The organism is Paenibacillus sp. 01L418, from assembly GCF_056400045.1.
This window is the reverse complement of sequence record NZ_JBFTSN010000104.1, coordinates 1-17696: the sequence shown is the minus strand read 5'-3', so window position 1 is coordinate 17696 and position 17696 is coordinate 1. Positions and strand designations below refer to the sequence as shown.

General features: G+C 45.0%; 22 protein-coding genes and 1 pseudogene. 5 read left to right on the top strand and 18 right to left on the bottom strand.

What is annotated here, in order from left to right:
- From AC1DSE_RS15000 to AC1DSE_RS14955, 10 genes are all read right to left on the bottom strand, one after another.
- Nucleotides 1–674 (bottom strand): hypothetical protein (locus AC1DSE_RS15000; RefSeq protein ID WP_477527837.1); only part of this gene is annotated, 674 nt, incomplete at its 3' end.
- A gap of 11 nt (nucleotides 675–685) precedes the next feature.
- Entirely contained in the window at nucleotides 686–1528 is an 843-nt protein-coding gene (locus tag AC1DSE_RS14995) for a hypothetical protein (protein WP_477510666.1), read from the bottom strand.
- Nucleotides 1525–2214 carry an ATP-binding cassette domain-containing protein gene (locus AC1DSE_RS14990; protein ID WP_477510667.1) on the bottom strand — a complete coding sequence of 230 codons (690 nt, stop codon included), beginning with the start codon at nucleotides 2212–2214 and terminating at the stop codon, nucleotides 1525–1527. The genes AC1DSE_RS14995 and AC1DSE_RS14990 overlap by 4 nt, the downstream gene beginning before the upstream one ends.
- Entirely contained in the window at nucleotides 2207–2608 is a 402-nt protein-coding gene (locus AC1DSE_RS14985) for a GntR family transcriptional regulator (protein ID WP_477527836.1), read from the bottom strand. Before AC1DSE_RS14985 ends, AC1DSE_RS14990 begins: the two co-directional genes overlap by 8 nt.
- Nucleotides 2609–2796: 188 nt before the next feature.
- Nucleotides 2797–3234, bottom strand: a complete 438-nt coding sequence (gene rsbW / locus AC1DSE_RS14980; protein WP_477510669.1) for an anti-sigma B factor RsbW — start codon at nucleotides 3232–3234, stop codon at nucleotides 2797–2799.
- The gene (locus tag AC1DSE_RS14975) at nucleotides 3231–3563 is read right to left on the bottom strand and encodes an STAS domain-containing protein (RefSeq protein ID WP_076269057.1); all 333 of its coding nucleotides are present in this window, start codon (nucleotides 3561–3563) and stop codon (nucleotides 3231–3233) included. Before AC1DSE_RS14975 ends, rsbW begins: the two co-directional genes overlap by 4 nt.
- Nucleotides 3564–3640: 77 nt before the next feature.
- A complete protein-coding gene (locus tag AC1DSE_RS14970) occupies nucleotides 3641–4255 on the bottom strand; it encodes a hypothetical protein (RefSeq protein ID WP_475443853.1) in 615 nt (204 codons plus the stop codon).
- 129 nt (nucleotides 4256–4384) lie between these two features.
- Nucleotides 4385–5521 (bottom strand): SpoIIE family protein phosphatase, encoded by a 1137-nt coding sequence (locus tag AC1DSE_RS14965; RefSeq protein WP_430059551.1) that lies wholly within the window; start codon nucleotides 5519–5521, stop codon nucleotides 4385–4387.
- A 201-nt stretch (nucleotides 5522–5722) separates the two neighbouring features.
- Entirely contained in the window at nucleotides 5723–6121 is a 399-nt protein-coding gene (locus tag AC1DSE_RS14960) for a YflT domain-containing protein (RefSeq protein ID WP_076269060.1), read from the bottom strand.
- Nucleotides 6122–6194: 73 nt separating this feature from the next.
- Nucleotides 6195–6359, bottom strand: a complete 165-nt coding sequence (locus AC1DSE_RS14955; protein ID WP_076269061.1) for a DUF1328 domain-containing protein — start codon at nucleotides 6357–6359, stop codon at nucleotides 6195–6197.
- Nucleotides 6360–6593: 234 nt separating this feature from the next.
- Between AC1DSE_RS14955 and AC1DSE_RS14950 the strand changes: the two genes are divergently transcribed.
- The 5 genes from AC1DSE_RS14950 (at nucleotide 6594) to AC1DSE_RS14930 (ending at nucleotide 10537) form a co-directional block, all read left to right on the top strand.
- The gene (locus AC1DSE_RS14950) at nucleotides 6594–7475 is read left to right on the top strand and encodes an alpha/beta fold hydrolase (protein ID WP_430059548.1); all 882 of its coding nucleotides are present in this window, start codon (nucleotides 6594–6596) and stop codon (nucleotides 7473–7475) included.
- A 111-nt stretch (nucleotides 7476–7586) separates the two neighbouring features.
- A complete protein-coding gene (locus tag AC1DSE_RS14945) occupies nucleotides 7587–7745 on the top strand; it encodes a hypothetical protein (RefSeq protein ID WP_179089827.1) in 159 nt (52 codons plus the stop codon).
- A 152-nt stretch (nucleotides 7746–7897) separates the two neighbouring features.
- Entirely contained in the window at nucleotides 7898–8575 is a 678-nt protein-coding gene (locus tag AC1DSE_RS14940) for a GntR family transcriptional regulator (RefSeq protein ID WP_477510670.1), read from the top strand.
- Nucleotides 8576–8594: 19 nt separating this feature from the next.
- Nucleotides 8595–9686: a mannonate dehydratase gene (gene uxuA / locus AC1DSE_RS14935; RefSeq protein WP_477510671.1), complete on the top strand. Its 1092-nt coding sequence runs from the start codon at nucleotides 8595–8597 to the stop codon at nucleotides 9684–9686.
- On the top strand, nucleotides 9683–10537 hold the full coding sequence (locus AC1DSE_RS14930) for an SDR family oxidoreductase (protein WP_477510672.1): 855 nt from the start codon (nucleotides 9683–9685) through the stop codon (nucleotides 10535–10537). The genes uxuA and AC1DSE_RS14930 overlap by 4 nt, the downstream gene beginning before the upstream one ends.
- 108 nt (nucleotides 10538–10645) lie before the next feature.
- Here the strand turns inward: AC1DSE_RS14930 and AC1DSE_RS14925 are convergent, their stop codons facing one another.
- From AC1DSE_RS14925 to AC1DSE_RS14890, 8 genes and pseudogenes are all read right to left on the bottom strand, one after another.
- Nucleotides 10646–10933, bottom strand: a complete 288-nt coding sequence (locus tag AC1DSE_RS14925; RefSeq protein ID WP_477510673.1) for a 4a-hydroxytetrahydrobiopterin dehydratase — start codon at nucleotides 10931–10933, stop codon at nucleotides 10646–10648.
- A 248-nt stretch (nucleotides 10934–11181) separates the two neighbouring features.
- Nucleotides 11182–11943 carry an IucA/IucC family C-terminal-domain containing protein gene (locus AC1DSE_RS14920; protein WP_477510674.1) on the bottom strand — a complete coding sequence of 254 codons (762 nt, stop codon included), beginning with the start codon at nucleotides 11941–11943 and terminating at the stop codon, nucleotides 11182–11184.
- 37 nt (nucleotides 11944–11980) lie between these two features.
- Nucleotides 11981–12994, bottom strand: a complete 1014-nt coding sequence (locus AC1DSE_RS14915) for an ABC transporter substrate-binding protein (protein ID WP_477510675.1) — start codon at nucleotides 12992–12994, stop codon at nucleotides 11981–11983.
- A 216-nt stretch (nucleotides 12995–13210) separates the two neighbouring features.
- Nucleotides 13211–14992, bottom strand: a complete 1782-nt coding sequence (locus AC1DSE_RS14910) for an ABC transporter substrate-binding protein (RefSeq protein WP_477510676.1) — start codon at nucleotides 14990–14992, stop codon at nucleotides 13211–13213.
- A gap of 178 nt (nucleotides 14993–15170) precedes the next feature.
- Entirely contained in the window at nucleotides 15171–15395 is a 225-nt protein-coding gene (locus AC1DSE_RS14905; RefSeq protein ID WP_477510677.1) for a helix-turn-helix domain-containing protein, read from the bottom strand.
- A 121-nt stretch (nucleotides 15396–15516) separates the two neighbouring features.
- Entirely contained in the window at nucleotides 15517–16845 is a 1329-nt protein-coding gene (locus AC1DSE_RS14900; RefSeq protein WP_076269071.1) for an LLM class flavin-dependent oxidoreductase, read from the bottom strand.
- A gap of 63 nt (nucleotides 16846–16908) precedes the next feature.
- Nucleotides 16909–17445, bottom strand: coding sequence for a GNAT family N-acetyltransferase (locus tag AC1DSE_RS14895; protein WP_477510678.1), 537 nt, complete (start codon nucleotides 17443–17445; stop codon nucleotides 16909–16911).
- Between the two features lie 63 nt (nucleotides 17446–17508).
- Nucleotides 17509–17696, bottom strand: a pseudogene (locus AC1DSE_RS14890) (DinB family protein); the annotation flags it as partial.

The following is a 17696-nucleotide window of genomic DNA, read 5'->3' as shown; positions in this document are numbered from 1 at the left end:
TTCGTATTACGCAGCAGCTTCCCGCTTTTCATATCGATGACAAATATCTCGTACCTGCTGCGCTCATTGTCGTAATCATATGTACTGACGAGCAAATGAATCTCTTCATCTACCTTTTGAACATCCACTAAATTCATATAATTATTGCTGAAATTGTTCACTCTTGTCGTTTTCACAGCTTTCGGCAGCTCATAAGTCACTTTAAGTTTCGATACTTTGTCTGTTGATTCTTCAAGCAGCTGCAGCTGAAATACCGCAATTGCGGCTTCTGAGCCCTTTTTTTCTGCTTTAACTTCTGCATAGACAATCCACTCCTCGTCTCTGTAAAAGCCTTGTGCATTAAGTTTACCCCGCATAAATGACTTATGATCTTTTATCATTTGCTTAATGTCAGGCTGCTTATAGAACCATGAGTCTCCGCTAAGCACATTTTTACGCATATTTTCGTTCGACCTGTAATATTCGCTTCCTTTGAAATTAATATTTAGAGCTTCGGAGCGTCTCTCTAAATATTGAGAGCCTGATAATTCGATAACAGCGCCTTCCTTGGCATCGCCTTGTATCGTTTCCAGCTTATAATCAGGCAAGAAATCTAATCTGCCATATGAATAATAAGTGGCTATTCCGCTTACAACGAGCACAACCATTAAGATCGATAACCAATAACGTCTCATGAACATTCTCCTTACACCGTAATCTTTTTGGCCATCAGCCGCATGCCGAGCCACACCGAAATGCCGAGCACAAGAATGCACAGGGTTAGCCCAAGCGCAAATATTTCATAGGGATACAAATAACTATAGTACTGATCCATATACAAAAATAAAAATGGAGCTGCCACAACGAACACACAACCGGCCAAATAAAGCACGCCATATAAAATGCCTAAACGGCGATAGCTTCGCTCCAGCAAAATGGCAGTAAACACAGCGACTACAACGATGGCTCCAAAGCCGTATAAATAAACAAACTGTTCAAACTGCTGCGGAATAAGCCATACAAGTGCTTGATTGCTGATGATCGCTTCAACGATATGGGAGTCTATTCGCTGATCAGCCGGAACGATGAGGTTGAATACGATATGCTGAATCGGGAGCAATAGTAATTGTAACGAAATAAACGCAAGAACGAACAGGAGAAATGCCGATATTTTGGCTAAATAAAGATTCCTTCTAGCCGTTGGCAGCATAAGCAATCGATATACAAAAGTAGAACGGCCAAACCAATCACGGTACCAGATAACAAAAACATATAAGGCAAGTACACCTATACTAAGGAACATCGGCAAAATATAACCCATCTGCGAGCTGAAAATGGCCCATTCAAACGATAAATATTGAGGAGAAAAACCACCCAGGAGACTTTTGTCTACGGTCTCTAACAACAGCTTTTCTCGAAATGACAATTCTTTGGTCGTCGCCCAAATGAGCGAAGCAAATTGGGTAATCGCAACAATTGCCATTAGAATAGCGAGCACCCAGCGGAAACGATGTACTTCCATATGAACAAGCTTCAAATAACGGTTCATCCTCGGTACACCTCTCTCATCACATCAATGACTGATTTCCCTTGCTCGCTGCGCATTTCTTCGCAGTAGAACGATTTGTTTATTTTACCGTTCTGCAATAAAATAGCTTTATCAATGAGCTGCTCCATCTCTCCGATTTCATGCGTTGTGAGCAAAACGCCACGCCCCTCAATCAATTCACTCGTAAACACGTCCACTATCGTTTCTCTGCTGAACAAGTCAATGCCGGAAAACGGTTCGTCCATTAAGATATAATCAGCATCTTGTCCCAATCCCAGCATGAGATTGAATTTAGCGGCAGTTCCTTTCGACAGGTTCCCGATTTTTTCCGGATACTCCAGCTTAAAAAACTGCATGAGCTCACTTGCGCGTTTTGGATTCCAGCTTTCATAAAAGTCAGCCATAAACCTGATCGCTTCGGATATTTTCATGCTGGTTGGCATCGTCAAATGATCGGGCACGAACGCTATTTTCTCATACAAGCTTGGACTTAAAAGTTGTTCATCAATAAGGATCGAGCCTGCCGATATTGGAGTCAGTCCCATGATTGCCTTCAGAATCGTTGACTTACCGGCTCCATTCACGCCGATAAGGCAAGCGATTTCTCCCTTTTGCACGGTAAAAGAAACGCCATTCAGAACATCGCGGCGTCGATACCGCTTATGCATGTCTTTTACCTCAATCATGCTCCGGCTCACCTTCCTCATATTTGTTTTTAACCAGCTGCAGCAGCTCTTCGATAGGTACATCAATTTTGCGCACCGACGCCACAAAAGCACCTACCGCCTCGCCAATGAGCTCCGATCTTATTTGATTCAGCAGTTCTTTATCATTCGTAATTCGGCTAGGTGAGTTTCCTTCCGTAATAATCAATTGCTGCTCCTCCATTTCCTTATACGCTTTCTGTACCGTATTGGGATTAATTTTCATAAGCGTGCCCAGCTCCCTTCTCGAGGGAGTTTCCTGGCCAGCGGCAAGCTTGCCCGTTGMGATTCGTTCTTTAAAATGACGGACCACCTGCAAATAAACAGGGTCCCGATTATTGAACGCAACTTCCGTCCAGCCTTCAATCGTGTTCATAGTCATACCTCACATTCATCGCAAATGTGTATTACGCGCATAATACACTTCATAAGCGTATTATGCATGTAATACACTTGGAAGTCAATGGGAAATTATCCAGCAGCTCTAGATCAGAATCAAAAAAAAAAGCGGTGCAGGAAATATTCCTGCACCGCTTTTTTTATGTTTTTGTAACCTTAATCACACTAAGCCTCTGCTGCTGCATCCAAATATTTGGTTAGGACGACTTCCGTTCCATTCTCCAATGGATGAACCTCTACCTCGTCCATCAGCGCCTGCATTAAATAAATGCCTAGGCCTCCGACCCGAAGCCCGCTAACGTCGGCTTCAGGGAGCGGAGCTGCTTTATCGAGTGCATCCGATAAAGGGAAAGCTGATCCACTGTTCTTTACTTTGATCGTTAATCCCGTTTCAGTTGGTTCAAAGGAAACGTCGATAACCTCTTGCTCGGAGTTCTGAACGCCATGAATAACTGCGTTGTTGCAGGCTTCAGAAACAGCCACCTTCATATCTTCCATTTCTTCATATGCATAACTCATCTTTGAGGCAATTCCGAATAGACAGATTCTGACCAGATCGATATAGTCCGCATGGGCCGGTATTTGTAAACGAATGGCATTCATGCTTGGGCCTCTGTCCCTTCTATTAAATATCTGGAAATGCCTGTGATGTCAAACAGACGCTTAACCGCGGAAGGAATATCCCGCACGAAAAACGGTGCTTTTAGCTCATCACGAAGTTTTAGCACCGAAACGATAATGCCGATTCCGGTACTGTCGATATATTTTAAATGTTTAAGATTTAGAATCAATGCTTTATCTTCGCGGTTCATAACCGGCTCCAGAGCTGCCCGCAGCTGCGGCACTACAGATAAGTCCAACTCTCCGCTTACATGAAGAATAATTTGATTTTGTGTCTCTTCTTGCTTGACTTGAAATTGCTCAGCTTTCATTCCATTCACTCCGCTCACTTTTGTTTAATAAATAGTATCAAGATCCTTCTCCTTGTACAAGCTGTACAAGCGATTTATTACATAGAGAAGCTGTGGAAGTAATGAATGGACGTCAGCTTCTGCGTATCCGCATCAATGAAAAGCTTTAATAAGGCTTCATCTCGCTCGAATACGATACCGTCCTCCGTCACATAATCGGGTTCCCCTAACGCATCCTTTACAGCATCTACTGTCGCTGCAACTTCACTTCCATCAATCAGCAGCGTTTTGGTATTCTCCGCCATTTCAACAGATTGTATGAACTCACCACTAAAGATGACATTCATATTCGGGTATTCATAGGTGATCAGATCGGTTAAATCCGGGTCCGCCGTTTTGCTTTTTGGTTTACCCAGCTTCTGAATCACAAGGCTTGGATCATCATAAAGCGTGATGCCGTTAACCGTTTGAAGCGTAAATTTTGGTTTTTTTGCCTTCACAACCGGTGTTGATTCTGCTGCATAGGTAACTTCCGTTACAGTAGAGGGAGATGCAGAAGCGATTACAATTTCATGAGTTGCTTCCTCAGCCTTTATCGCCTTCACTGGGCTTGAAGCCGTCACTGGCGAATATGTTGCGGTGACCTGTCCAATATCTCCCGTGTATGCGAATATACCTCCGATTAAACAACCAATAAGAATAAACGTCCTCATAATTATCTCCCTCCTATGCGGGATTGTCGAGCTTCCTTTTGCTTATACTTACATATAAACCGTTCGGATTGCTTTGAAACAGGTTAAACATTTATTTTTAAAATATAATGATATCTCCAAGCCGGAAATTTATTTGGTTTCAATCATGACTAAGCATATATCGTCCTTCTGGCTGACACTCGCATGCTCCGATAAAAACGCACTGACCATTTCCGCATGCTCACTCGCATCTTTTTTCACTAGCTGTTCGACAAGCATATTAAGCTTATCCTCTTCTTTATCTCCAAGAGATTCACTTAATCCATCCGTATAAAGAACGATCTTCATATGATCCTCGTAAGAGATGCTGCCCTTTTGGATGTCGATATTTTCAAACAACCCAATCGCACAGCAGCCTGCAGTCAACAAGGTTGTCTCATCGCCAATTAGCACTTTTCCCGGAGGATGTCCGGCATTTACATATTCAATGACCCGCTTATTCGTATCCAGCACTAAATAAATGGCGGTAAAATAATAATTAAGCAGTTCTTCCTTCTTATACAGCTGGTTCATGTACCGATTCAGCTCGCGCATAACAAGACTTGGATCGGTAATATGCGTAATTGTATCCTTAAGAACCGAGGAGATATACATGCAAACCAGTGAAGAAGAAATGCCATGTCCCATCATATCCAGCAAAATAACGCCGTAACGATTCTCATCAATCGGATACCATGCGTAAAAATCGCCCGCAAGCTCCGAAGAAGGCTGATATACAGCGCTTATCGCCACATGATCATCGTTGATCGGCTGGCTTAATACATTTCTTTGCACCTTTTTGGCTAGCTCCAGCTTTGCTTTAATCTGCCTGTCTCTTTCTTTGTGCCAATCAATTTCTCGCTTGAGCCTTAAAGCAGATCGAATCCTTGCGAGCAGCTCCATCTTGTTGATCGGCTTCATCACGTAATCACTGGCACCGGCATCAAGCGCTTCCGCCATCTTGCTGGAATCGCCAAGCGCAGTAACAAAAATGATCGGAACATCCTTATAGCGCTCCACCTGCAATATTCGTTTGCAAGCTTCTAAGCCATCAATCTCCGGCATCATCATATCCATCAAAATCAAATCTACGTTTGATTCAGTCGATAGCGTACAATCAATGTCCAGCATCGTATAAAGCTCTTTTGCCGAGGACGCGATTTTCAAATTTTTATAACCTTCTTTATTTAAAATAGCTTTAATAATAATCTGGTTAGTAGCATTATCATCTACAATTATAATACTCATATGCAGGCTCCTTTAGCTCCAATAACTACTACTTATATTCTGAGCGTAAGCGGTAGTAGAGTCAAATTTTTATAAGTAAAATTACCAAGCAGCATATTAACTTATAAGCTTACTTATAAAATTGAAACTTAGCTTTCTAATAAAGGGCCTACCCTCGCGGATAGGCCCTGATTGAATTCTTGGTAGTTGTGGAGTCGGATGTTAACCCATGTATTGAGGGTAGTAGTATACGGCAGGGTCAAATTCTTCACCTGTATATTCTTTACCGCCCCATGCGATGACCAAGATTTTATCCTGATCCATCTCGCGCTCAAGACGCTGTGACTCTTGCTCCGAAATACCAAGTGATCTCATCTTCGCCCGCAGCTCATCTCCGGTCGAACGGAAAATGTTTGCGATCGCCGATCCTAGACCTTCCTCGGAAATGCCGATTTTCTCAGCGTCCGTGTTGTCAGCAATACGATTTGTCCGGTCCTTGTCATGCGTCAGTACAAAAATTTTGTCCTTCGCATAACCTTCCGTTTGAAATTTATAAACCTGCTCTTGCACCTCGACAGCGTTGTTTACCGTGTGTACCTTCGTATTGGATAAGTGATTCATAATAAATTCCTCCTCCGTTTTTGTTTGGAATCGTTTTGTTTAGATTAGTGTTGTTTTACTTTGTTAGATGAAGTTAACTGACTCGTCTTCTACCAACGATGAGAGAAACAATAAAGAGAATAACGAATACGACGAATAATATTTTTGCTATCCCGGCTAATGCGGAGGCAATGCCTAGAAATCCGAAAATGCCTGCGACAATGGCAAAAATGAAAAATAATAATGCCCATCCTAACATCGGAATCATCCTTCCTTTGAAGCTGTTTTTGTTGATTGGTTAATTTGTTAACTTGTCATGTTATTAACCAGCCTATTGACCTTTGAAACAACCCATTCTCAGACTTCCGTATTGAAAATAGGGCTATTAATGAAGAAATAAATAATCCGTTTTTTCAAATGTTTCAGAAGCTCTGGAATAGGTTAAGAGACTACACCAAAACAAATCGATAATAGAAAAGGCTGGTGATGATCGATGGAAAAGCAGCGTATACACGTTAATGGCATCGATTTAGTCTATGAAGAATGTGGCAGTAGTAAAGGAGACGTCATTGTATTGCTCCACGGCTTTTGCGGCTCATCTCAATACTGGCAAAAAATCTGTCCTGTATTAGGTGATCAATATCGCGTCATCATCCCTGATCTCCGCGGTCACGGCGGTTCATCTGCTCCTGAGGGCCCGTATACAATGGAGACTATGGCCGAGGATATTGCAGCACTTTTGGAAGCACTTGCAATTGAGAAGGTTGTTATGTTCGGTCATTCCTTGGGCGGTTATGTAACAGCTGCCTTTGCAGAAAAATATCCGGACAAGCTCGCAGGTTTTGCCCTTATCCATTCGACTGTGCTTCCCGACTCCGAGGTAACAAAGGAGAAACGTGATACAGATATTGAAGCGATTCACGAAAAAGGCATTTCAAAATACTTGTACAGTATCATTCCTAATCTATTTACCGATGATAAAGTCGGAGAAATGCGCGACGAGGTCAATCAGCTAATTGGAGTAGGTCAGGAGATGGAGGCACACGCTGCTATCGCTACATTAGAGGGGATGAAGATGCGTCCCGACCGCAGCCATGTGCTGGCAGAAGCCAAATACCCTATTTTGCTAGTAGCAGGCGCAGAGGATGGTGTCATTAAACCTAATGATACGTTCACGGTTACGAGTCTGGATCAACCAGAAACGACGTTCAAATACCCTCATATTCTGGAGACTACTTTTGAAAATGTCGGACATATGAGTCTTATGGAAGTATCCGATCAGCTAGCGAGAGTGATGTCGACGTATTTGAAAACGCTATTAGAGCGTGAGAAAACGAGAACTGAAGCAAAAACGGAAAATGCCGCAAGCAGCTAAGTTATCTTTTTTCACTACAAACTGTTTCATATCATGCTGAGCGGGGTAAATAAGAATAAGCAGGTAACCCCCTATCTACCTGCTACAAAATAACTGGAGGTGCTAGTTACTATGAGTAGTACGAATACTTCTTATCGAACGGGAGAAATTGTTAAGCATGCTGGGAACTACATTTCAGAGTCAGGCAAGAAAGATAAGCTCCAAAAGGGAGAAAAATTCCCTGCTTGTCCTATTAGCGGTAATGAAACAACTTGGAGTAATGCCGATTAGCGCAAAATAAACGTATGGAACCATATTGAAGGGCTGTCTCAGAAGTAGATCTTCTACTTTTGGGGCAGCCCTTCTAGCATTTTAAATTTACGCTTACGCACTTGTATACTTGTATGGTAGTATGGTAGTGTGAAGATGAAAGGAATGAGCCGATGGATTATCAAGTACGTCAACAGCCCCTATCCACTAGAGACTCCGTTTATATGCAGCTAAGAGAACAGATTTTGAAGCTGGAACTGCCGCCTGGAACAGCTCTTTCAGAGAATGAGACTTCCATTTTGTTCAAGGTCAGCCGTACTCCCGTTAGGGAAAGCTTCCTTAGACTCGCTCAAGAGGGTCTTGTTCAAGTGCTTCCACAGCGGGGAACACTCGTTTCATTAATCGACACTGCACTCGTAGAGGAAGCAAGATTTATGCGAGAGCATCTAGAGAGGGCTGTCATTCGGTTAGCGTGCAGCCATTTTCCTGCGCCCTACCTTCTCAAGCTTCAGAACAACCTTCACCTTCAGCAGGAAAGCATTCACAACAAAGATAACCAAAGTATGTTTTCGCTTGACGAAGCTTTTCATCGCATCTTATTTGAAGGCTGCAGCAAGAGCAACACCTGGTCGAATATGCAGCAAATGAATGGGCATCTCAATCGAAGCCGTATGCTGCGTCTGGTGGATGATCTCCACTGGGAAAATCTTTATGCGCAGCATCGCATGATGGCAGAAGCTGTAGAAGCTCAAGATGCGGATACTGCTGATCGGCTCATGACGGAGCATCTTACTCAGAACATATCCGATCAGGCCGTGCTTAAGGAAAAGTATCCTCATTACTACAAATAAAACGGGAGGATTGATACGCATGAAAATGACTTTTAGATGGTTTGGAGAAGGCAACGATACGGTTCCCCTTAGCTATATTAAACAAATTCCCGGTACAGACGGTATCGTCTGGTCGCTTCATGATGTTGCGGCAGGAGAGGAATGGCCGCTGGAGCGAATTTTGGAGGTAAAGCAGCAAGCAGAGCAATACGGTTTGCATATCGATGTCGTCGAAAGCGTTAACGTACACGAGGACATTAAGCTTGGTTTGCCGTCGCGTGATTTATACATAGACAATTATAAGAAAACAATTGAGAAGCTAGGCAGCGTTGGCGTTAAAGTTATTTGCTATAACTTCATGCCCATCTTCGATTGGCTGCGCACCGACTTGCACAAGCCGATGGGCAATGGTGCAACCGCTTTATTTTATGAAAATAGCCGAATAGCTGATGCCGATCCATTCCAATTTGTTGAAGAAATTAACGCGAACTCAGCGCTAACTATGCCGGGTTGGGAGCCTGAGCGGCTTCAGCATTTGACGAAGCTGTTTGAGGCTTATCAAGGCGTGACCGAAGAGCATCTATGGGAAAATCTTCGTTACTTCTTAAATGAAATTATACCTGTGGCAGCACGCAACGGCATTCGAATGGCCATTCATCCGGATGATCCGCCATGGTCTGTGTTCGGATTGCCGCGCATTATGACAGGACAGGAAAACTTCAGAACTTTCCTTAAGCTTTATGATAGTCCGTTTAACGGAATCACGCTTTGCAGCGGCTCGCTCGGCGCAAATCCTAGCAATGATATTATTTCTATGATTCATGAGTTTGCAGATCGTATCCCATTCGCCCATATCCGCAACGTCCGCGTGTATGAGAACGGAGACTTTATCGAGACGTCTCACCGTACAGAAGATGGAACCGTTGATATCGCCGGCATTGTGAGAGCTTATCACGAGGTGGGCTACACAGGATATGCAAGGCCTGATCATGGTCGTCATATTTTTGATGAGCAGTGCAGACCGGGATATGGCCTATACGATCGCGCGCTCGGCATTATGTATTTATGGGGGCTTTGGGACGCGTATCGGCTTGCAGCCGCTTCGACTGCAGGTTTGGAGGGCAAATCATGACACAGCTGCCTAAGCATGAGTCATTTGAAGGCAAGGTCGCTGTCATCACTGGCGGTGCTGGCGTACTATGCCGAGTCATGGCGCTTGAGCTTGCTAGACAAGGCGCCAAAATCGCTATTCTCAATCGTACCGCTGAGAAAGGGATTGCCGTAGCTGAGGAGATACAGGCTGCTGGCGGGATCGCCATCGCTGTCGCATGTGACGTCACCAACGCTGAAAGCACAAAAGCAGCAGCAGCGGCTGTGCTCGATAAGCTTGGTCCATGCGATATATTAATTAATGGTGCAGGCGGCAATCATCCTAGCGCGAATACGACGAACGAGACCTTTAAGCCAGAGCATCTTCACGCAGAAAATACAACGACGCTGTTTAATTTGAGCATTGAAGGATTCCGCAGCGTCATGGATCTCAACTTTATCGGCACACTTATTCCAACGCAAATCTTTACAGAGCAAATGCTTGGCCGTCAGGGCGCAACGATCATAAATATTTCATCGATGAGCGCTCCATCGCCGATGACCAAGGTACCCGCCTATAGTGCAGCCAAAGCAGCTATCGTCAATTTCACGCAGTGGCTGGCCGTTCATCTAGCTGAATCCGGCATTCGAGTTAACGCTATTGCTCCTGGGTTTTTCCTGACTGAGCAAAACAGAAAGCTGCTATTGGACGAGGATGGTCATTTAACCGAACGCTCGGGCAAAATTATTTCCCATACTCCGATGCGCCGTTTCGGCAAACCCGAAGATTTGCTGGGCACTCTATTATGGCTCGCTGACGAGACAACGGCAGGTTTTGTCACTGGTACAACGATTCCAGTTGATGGCGGTTTTTTAGCGTATTCAGGTGTTTAGTTTTTCATAAAAAAATAGCAGGCTGCCTAATGGACTTATCGTCTGGGGCAGCCTGTTAATCTTTCTCCATACATTTGCTTAGAAAATTCAGCTTAATCAAGGGTATATTCAAGCGCTGGCATAAGCAAGGTCAAAAGCTGCTGCTGCTGTAAAATCCAGCTCCGTAAGGCCGCCATCATGCCATGTCGTCATTCGGAGCGTTACCATTTTATAATCGATAGCTATGAATGGATGGTGGTTCAGACGCTCGGATGCTTGCGCTACCTCGTTTACGAAAGCGATAGCGCTTGGAAAAGATTTAAAGCGATATTTTTTGATTATCCATTTACCATCCTCCCGCTTCCATCCTTCACATGCCGCCAAGCTTTTTTCGATTTCGGGCTCCGTTAGCTTCATACATTCCCCACCTTCGTTTCATTATGGCCTTACTCCTTTGTAAGGCCTATCTTATTTCATCATGTTATAGCAAGGAAAAGGATTGAACAAGTTTGGCCACACGAATTAATGAACATATTGCACTTGCGAACCCCTGCTATTAATTTGAGAGAGCTGCAGCAAGAAAAACGCCGCCCAGGGAGCTGGACAGCGTTATTTATTAAGGCTTATGCTGTTAATTGGATGAACAATACTTGTGCCCCTTAACACTACAGCTTTGGGCAGTTGGTGCAGTATTCTTTGTCGCTTGTGACCTCATAATAGAAGCAGCAGGTTTTGCGAACCCGCATAGGTGTATTAGAAACGGATGAGCAGGTCGGTTCGATATAAAAGCGGCTTAGCGGATTTTGTTTTTCCCCAAATAAAGCACCAGGAGCCTGATGAATCACATACTGAAAGTCTGCTCGGGCTCGGGATTGCTCTTGCTGTTCACCCGTTAATCCGATTCGTTTCTCGTAGAGCGAGAATATACGAACCGCAACATTTTCCCATAATATCGGTTTTGGCACGTTCGCTGCTCTAGACATGACCGCAACTAATTTTCCTAAATTCTCAGCAAAAAGAGCTTGCATAACTGTATTGCGCCAAACATGCCGCTCGCTGGCTTCAGGCATTGCAGCATCACTATCGGCAAGACTGACATGCTCCAGCCAAGAGTGGCCCGGTGACGATCCAAGAATACAATTACTTGCAGATAAATTCAGTCCCTTGTTGTAAACTGTCATGGCGTACAGCAGCGGTGCTGTAGTTAAGAAGGCATACCTTTTAAAAAACTGCGATGCTGTGACCATCCTCGATGGGGAGTGTAGAATGACGGTCAGCCTGTCCAAATAGTCGGAGCACATCTCCATGTCGAGCAAATCCAAAGCCCTCACCGATCCGACGGAGCGGGTTCCATCATATTCACACAAGCCAAAATGTTGGCTCAAATAATCCCTCTCATTCTGCGCGAGCTGCGACTGCTTGTTCATACACAATCCCCCTCTGGCATTTTCGTTCAAAAAGGTTTTAATTGAGCGCCTCCGCGATCTGATCAACAATCAAATTGATGGCAATCGGTCCATAATAACCAATCCACTGCGCTGTGTTTTCCTCATATACCCGATTTTCCTTAACCGCACTCATGCTTTTCCAGATCGATGTGTTCTGAAATTCAGTCGTTAGCTCCAAATTCGTTTCATCCTGAAGTAAAAATAAATGATCGGCAGCCAGCTCTGGGATAACTTCAAGAGAAATCATCATGCTTGAATCCTTGCTGTTAACTGCCATTTTAGGTGGAGTCAGACCTAGATCGTCATACAAAATCTGTGAAGTTCGATGGGATGTCGTTTGGAGACGAATCATTTCATCTCTAGGCCTAATCAAGGCAACCGTTTGTCCCTTCATTTTATCTGCCAATGCTGCTTTCAGATCGCTTATCTTTTGCTTGTAACCATCAACCAGCGCCTGCGCCTCTTGCGGCTTATTCAAGATTTGCCCAAATTTCAAAAGTACGGTCCGCCAGTCCTCATTGCGCTCTAGTGTGATCGTCGGTGCGATTTTAAGTAAATCTTCGTAAATATCATCATGGAATTCTGTTGCAATGATGAGATCCGGCTCTATCGCAATGATTCCTTCCAAATTCGGTTCTACATACGTCCCAAGTAACGGGATATTGCCCATCTTATCGCCCAGATAGGGAGGAAGTCCGTTGTCGGTTTCGGCTATTACGCTGCCCGCCGGCTGAAAGCCCAGCGCCAGCATTTGATCCGCGTACTGGACGTCCAACACGACAATTTTCTTAGGTACGCTCTCGAGTGTTAATTCACCCTTCAAATGTTTGATCGTGACTGGTGCTGCAAGGGCCGGTTCTGTTACGGAGCCGCTGTTAGCGGACTCACCATTTTGGGCTTGAGGCTGATTTGTCGTTCCTCCCCCAGCATTGCTGCTGCCATTGTTTGAACTGTCTGAGCATGCGCCCAGAATCATAACCAAACTTACTAACAGGCTAATGGTCCAAATCCATTTGATTTTTGAATACATATGTATAATCTCTCCCCTTTTTCTTGTTGAGAATGACAATCATCTTCACTTACAACACTATAACGACTCCCTCTGTTATCTTCAATGGATATTTGCGCCACTGCCCATGGATTGTGGCGACAAAAAAACACCGTTGCTCGAATACGTTGATTCGGATGCAACCGTGTTTATATAAGAAATGGAAATCGAAGCGCTAGTCATGCTTCACTATTTTAATTATTTGGCGTTTAAGAAAACCTCCGCCACTTGATCGACCACCTGGTTCATCGCGATTGGGCCGTAATAGGCAATCCATATGCTCGATTTGGCGTGGTAAACATGCTGCTGCTGCACGGCACGAAGGTTTTTCCATGTCGCAGTGGTCTGAAGCTCTTCCGACCAAGCTTTATATTTGTTGTCGGTCAATACGAAATAATGGTCAACATCCAGCTCCGGCAGCCCTTCCAAAGCTATTAAAGAGCTGGTCCTTTTGCGGTCAACCGCTAGCTTCGGCGGTTGAAGCCCCAGATCGCTGTATAGAATGGCTGCCGTACGATGAGCGCTTGTGTGCAGCCTAATGATATTATCCCGTGGACGAATCATCATAACTGACTGCCCATGCAGCTTGTTTGCCAGTGCCGATTTCAGCCCGCTTATTTTGTGCTTATACTGCTGTAAGACCTGCTCTGCCTCAAGCTTCTTGCCCGTTATTCGTCCGATGGTTCGCAAGGTTTCTCTCCAATCGCGATTTCGCTCTAGCATGATGGTCGGCGCAATATGCGTGAGGCTTCTATAAATATTCTGGTGGAACTCAGTGCAGATGATCAGATCGGGCTCTAAAGCACGCAAAGCTTCCAGATCGGGTTCAGCCATCGTTCCCAAGGACTGAATCGAACGCTGCTTGTCTATTAGATACTCAGGAACACTGCTATGATCTCCGTTTACGATGACGCTGCCCGCCGGCAGCTCACCTAGAGCCAGCATATGGTCCATAAACTGCGGGTCCAGCACAGCAATTTTCTGTGGCTGCCGCTGGAGCAGCAGCTCGCCTTTGAGATGAACAATCGTCCGCTGTGAGCGGCGAATAGCAGCATCCAGCGGATCTGATGCCGCCTTCTTTTCGCCACTTTCCAATTCCAGCTTAGCCACAATTACCGTGCCATTCTCCGAATCATCACCTCTGGCTTGATGCATCGTTTCTCGGTACATGCTTGGAGAAACGCCCGTATAACGCTTAAATAAACGGCTGAAATAATAGCTGTCCTCATAACCGACTGCTTCAGCAATATTTTTAAGCCCTAAATTCGTACGAGACAGCAGCTCCTTGGCCTTGTCTATACGAATCTGCATCAGGTAGTCAATCGGTCCAAGAGACAGCCGCTTATTGAACATCCGCTGCAATGTCCGAGAACTGCAATTCAATAATGCTGCAAGTGTGTCTGCTGTAATCGGTTCGGCATAGTGTGAATCCATATATCTAACAGCCTCAAGCACCACATCCGGAGAAGCCTGCTCCATCCGCCTGTGCTGCAGTTGCCCCATCAATTCGCAAATAAACTGATAAAATAATGATTTTACCTGCAGCTTCGCAATCGCTTCCGGCTGGTTCCACTCCTGCTCCATACGGGACAAGGACTGGAGCAGTGGAGCAGCATGACTCGCCGCAAAACCATATTGGATTTCAAATGGTTCCGTGCTAGCCAGCAATTGAAGTAAGTCTTGGCTGCATGGCAGCGGCAGAGTGGCTTTATACTGAATCATATAATATTCTAAATGGTCGGTGATATCACAAATTGTAACAACTGCGCCTTTGCCGGCGTGGCATACATACCCACTCTCCAATTGATGCCCAGCCCCGTCCAGAAGGAGCCGAGCACGGCCATTTATCGCGTATAATAGAGTACTCGACGTAAGCTGAGAGGTGTGTAAATTGCCGCCAATCGTAAGCTCGGCTCGCTGCACATCCCATATTTTCAGCGAAACAAGGTTCCACAGTATAAGGTGATTTTCCATATTCATAATATGATGTCAGCTCCTAAGTTTGTCGCCTCCGTACAATATGTGTGAATTATATCATGAACATCAGAATTTGAGATCAACCCAATCATTCAGACCATTCTTCATCCAGCAGTTATTATATAACGTAAATAGCCCGGCAGGTCGTAGAAGACCTACAGGGCTATTTTTCTTTGGATCATTATTCTACTTCGTTGGATGTCCGCAACTCATAGAGTTCGGGTACAGCACATTTAATCGTTGCAGCTATCGAAATCGCTACCTTAAGCGGCATGATTCGTTTGTTGTCGATATAGTCGCCGATCCTCTCGGGTCTCACCATCAGTGCATCTGCAAGCTGTGCCTGCGATAACCCGCGTTCGCTTAATCGCTGCTCCAGCAGGCAATCGCCCAATTCGTATTTCATCGTATTGCACCTCCATTTAACGGAACGCACGATACAAGTCTACCCAAGCAGCCAGCTCTATACCCTCTTAAGACTTTTCATTATCTCAACATAAAATGAAGAACCCTTATTGTAAAATCAATTAGCTATTCACTTTCTCTTTCGTATAGCGATTCGCCGGAATCTGTAAGCCGAGATTGCCGCGCAGCGTATCCGATTCATAATCAGTGCGATAAATGCCGCGCTCTTGGAGAATTGGAACAACCAGCTCAACAAAATCATTCAAGCCGCTTGGAATCGAAGAATGAATAATGAAGCCGTCTGCTGCTCCCTCTTCATGCCACTCCTCAATCAGATCTGCAATTTTCTCAGGCGTACCAATGAACTGCGGACGCGGAGTCGCGGATTGAAGCGCAACCTGGCGCAGCGTCAGATTTTTCTCTTTCGCTACTTTTTTAATTTTGTCCGTGCCGCTGCGGAAGCTGTTTTGACCGAGGTCACCAAGCTCTGGGAACTGCTCATCAAGCGGATATTGAGAGAAGTCATGATGCTCGAAGAAACGCCCTAAATAGTTCAAAGCATTCTCGATCGTCACTAACTCTGCCAGCTCTTGGTACTTGCGCTCAGCTTCCTCTTCCGTGCGTCCAATAATCGGACCAATGCCAGGAAGAATAACGATATCATCCACCGAACGGCCTTCAGCCACCGTACGATCCTTCACGTCTTTATAAAATGCTTTGGCATCTTCGATATTGTCATGGCCTGTGAATACCGCATCTGCTGCTTTGCCAGCCAGCTTCTTGCCGCTCTCAGAAGAGCCTGCTTGAAAAATAACCGGATGCCCTTGCTTCGAGCGAGCAATATTAAGCGGACCTTGAACGGAGAAATACTCGCCTTTATGATCTAGACGGTGCAGCTTAGACGGATCAAAAAACACACCTGACTCTTTGTCTCTGACGAAAGCATCGTCCTCCCAAGAATCCCACAAGCCGCGTGTCACTTCCAAATACTCTTCGGCAATTTTGTAGCGCTCATCATGTGTCGGATGATCCGTTTTGCTGAAATTACTTGCCGAGCCCTCAAGCGGAGATGTAACGACATTCCATCCAGCACGACCGCCGCTAATATGATCTAAAGAACCAAATTGTCTTGCAACCGTAAACGGCTCACTATATGAGCTCGATAATGTGCCAACCAATCCAATTTTGGACGTAACAGCTGCCAGCGCGGACAAAATCGTAATCGGCTCAAAGCGATTTAAAAAATGCGGAATCGATTTTTCATTTATATATAGACCGTCAGCGATAAATACAAGATCGAACTTACCCGCTTCAGCAGTCTGTGCCTGCTCCGTATAAAATTTAAAGTTCACGCTCGCATCAGCCGGCACTTCCGGATGCCGCCATGCCGAGATATTGCCTCCCACACCATGAATCAATGCGCCAAACTTAAGTTGCTTGCGGTTCGCCATAATAAACAGCCTCCTAATGAACATAGTATGATTGATCTTTTGACAGCAAAAGCAGCAGTCCTGCTAAGTTACCTGCAATAATGATGCTTCCTTTAATTGAAGCCGGTAGCTCTTAACGAGCGTTTCCCCGTTCATTAAATCCTTATCGAATGCGCGCTCGAAGCCGAGGCGCTCGTACAGCCTTACAGCTGAATCCATCATGTCTGAAGTATGAAGATGCAGCGTCTCCGCTCCCCATTCCTTTGCAAGCTTTGCACTGGCACGGATAAGCTCCGTCGCTACGCCGAAGCCGCGTGCTGCCTGTGATACAGCGAGCAGGCGAATAATCGGTGAATGAATTTGAAGCTCCGGCCGTCCATAGGCCGCTTCAGAGGAATCAAACAAGAACACACTTCCAACGATCTTCCCGCCCAGCACCGCGACTAAACGCGCCTTCGTTGCTGCTCCTTCAACAGATTCCAGTATGCTTTCTTTATATTGATTCCATGCCGCTTCAGACAGCACTTGCTCATATTGGCCATAAGCATCAATAAGTACTTCCCGTGTAGCATCTAGATCCTCAAGCTCAGCATTACGAATAATGACAGCTGTATCAGACATGCTTCTTCACCTGCTCTCCCTTTATATGATCACAATGGCTATACCTTAAAAAATGGCATTAATCTAATTGCGAGAGTCCAGCTCTCCCTGCTTGATTCGACGAATTTGACCTAAGTGACCTTGCACGTGCTTCACAAATGCCGGTACGATCACAGCTATTGATACGGGCTCACCTTTAAAGTTAATGCCGGTCTTGCTCCATTCTTCCTCAGTCAAACGATTAAACAACAGGCTGTTATATTGAACAAGTG

Coding starts and splice junctions, on each gene's coding strand:
- AC1DSE_RS14900 (WP_076269071.1), bottom strand. CDS start 16,845: ATGGCGAACCGCAAGCAACTTAAGTTTGGCGCATTGATTCATGGTGTG.
- AC1DSE_RS14950 (WP_430059548.1), top strand. CDS start 6,594: ATGGAAAAGCAGCGTATACACGTTAATGGCATCGATTTAGTCTATGAA.
- AC1DSE_RS14975 (WP_076269057.1), bottom strand. CDS start 3,563: ATGAAAGCTGAGCAATTTCAAGTCAAGCAAGAAGAGACACAAAATCAA.
- AC1DSE_RS14965 (WP_430059551.1), bottom strand. CDS start 5,521: ATGAGTATTATAATTGTAGATGATAATGCTACTAACCAGATTATTATT.
- AC1DSE_RS14895 (WP_477510678.1), bottom strand. CDS start 17,445: ATGTCTGATACAGCTGTCATTATTCGTAATGCTGAGCTTGAGGATCTA.
- AC1DSE_RS14930 (WP_477510672.1), top strand. CDS start 9,683: ATGACACAGCTGCCTAAGCATGAGTCATTTGAAGGCAAGGTCGCTGTC.
- AC1DSE_RS14910 (WP_477510676.1), bottom strand. CDS start 14,992: ATGAATATGGAAAATCACCTTATACTGTGGAACCTTGTTTCGCTGAAA.
- AC1DSE_RS14925 (WP_477510673.1), bottom strand. CDS start 10,933: ATGAAGCTAACGGAGCCCGAAATCGAAAAAAGCTTGGCGGCATGTGAA.
- AC1DSE_RS14940 (WP_477510670.1), top strand. CDS start 7,898: ATGGATTATCAAGTACGTCAACAGCCCCTATCCACTAGAGACTCCGTT.
- AC1DSE_RS14945 (WP_179089827.1), top strand. CDS start 7,587: ATGAGTAGTACGAATACTTCTTATCGAACGGGAGAAATTGTTAAGCAT.
- AC1DSE_RS14995 (WP_477510666.1), bottom strand. CDS start 1,528: ATGAACCGTTATTTGAAGCTTGTTCATATGGAAGTACATCGTTTCCGC.
- AC1DSE_RS14970 (WP_475443853.1), bottom strand. CDS start 4,255: ATGAGGACGTTTATTCTTATTGGTTGTTTAATCGGAGGTATATTCGCA.
- uxuA (WP_477510671.1), top strand. CDS start 8,595: ATGAAAATGACTTTTAGATGGTTTGGAGAAGGCAACGATACGGTTCCC.
- AC1DSE_RS14915 (WP_477510675.1), bottom strand. CDS start 12,994: ATGTATTCAAAAATCAAATGGATTTGGACCATTAGCCTGTTAGTAAGT.
- AC1DSE_RS14905 (WP_477510677.1), bottom strand. CDS start 15,395: ATGAAATACGAATTGGGCGATTGCCTGCTGGAGCAGCGATTAAGCGAA.
- AC1DSE_RS14955 (WP_076269061.1), bottom strand. CDS start 6,359: ATGTTAGGATGGGCATTATTATTTTTCATTTTTGCCATTGTCGCAGGC.
- AC1DSE_RS14920 (WP_477510674.1), bottom strand. CDS start 11,943: ATGAACAAGCAGTCGCAGCTCGCGCAGAATGAGAGGGATTATTTGAGC.
- rsbW (WP_477510669.1), bottom strand. CDS start 3,234: ATGAATGCCATTCGTTTACAAATACCGGCCCATGCGGACTATATCGAT.
- AC1DSE_RS14990 (WP_477510667.1), bottom strand. CDS start 2,214: ATGATTGAGGTAAAAGACATGCATAAGCGGTATCGACGCCGCGATGTT.
- AC1DSE_RS14960 (WP_076269060.1), bottom strand. CDS start 6,121: ATGAATCACTTATCCAATACGAAGGTACACACGGTAAACAACGCTGTC.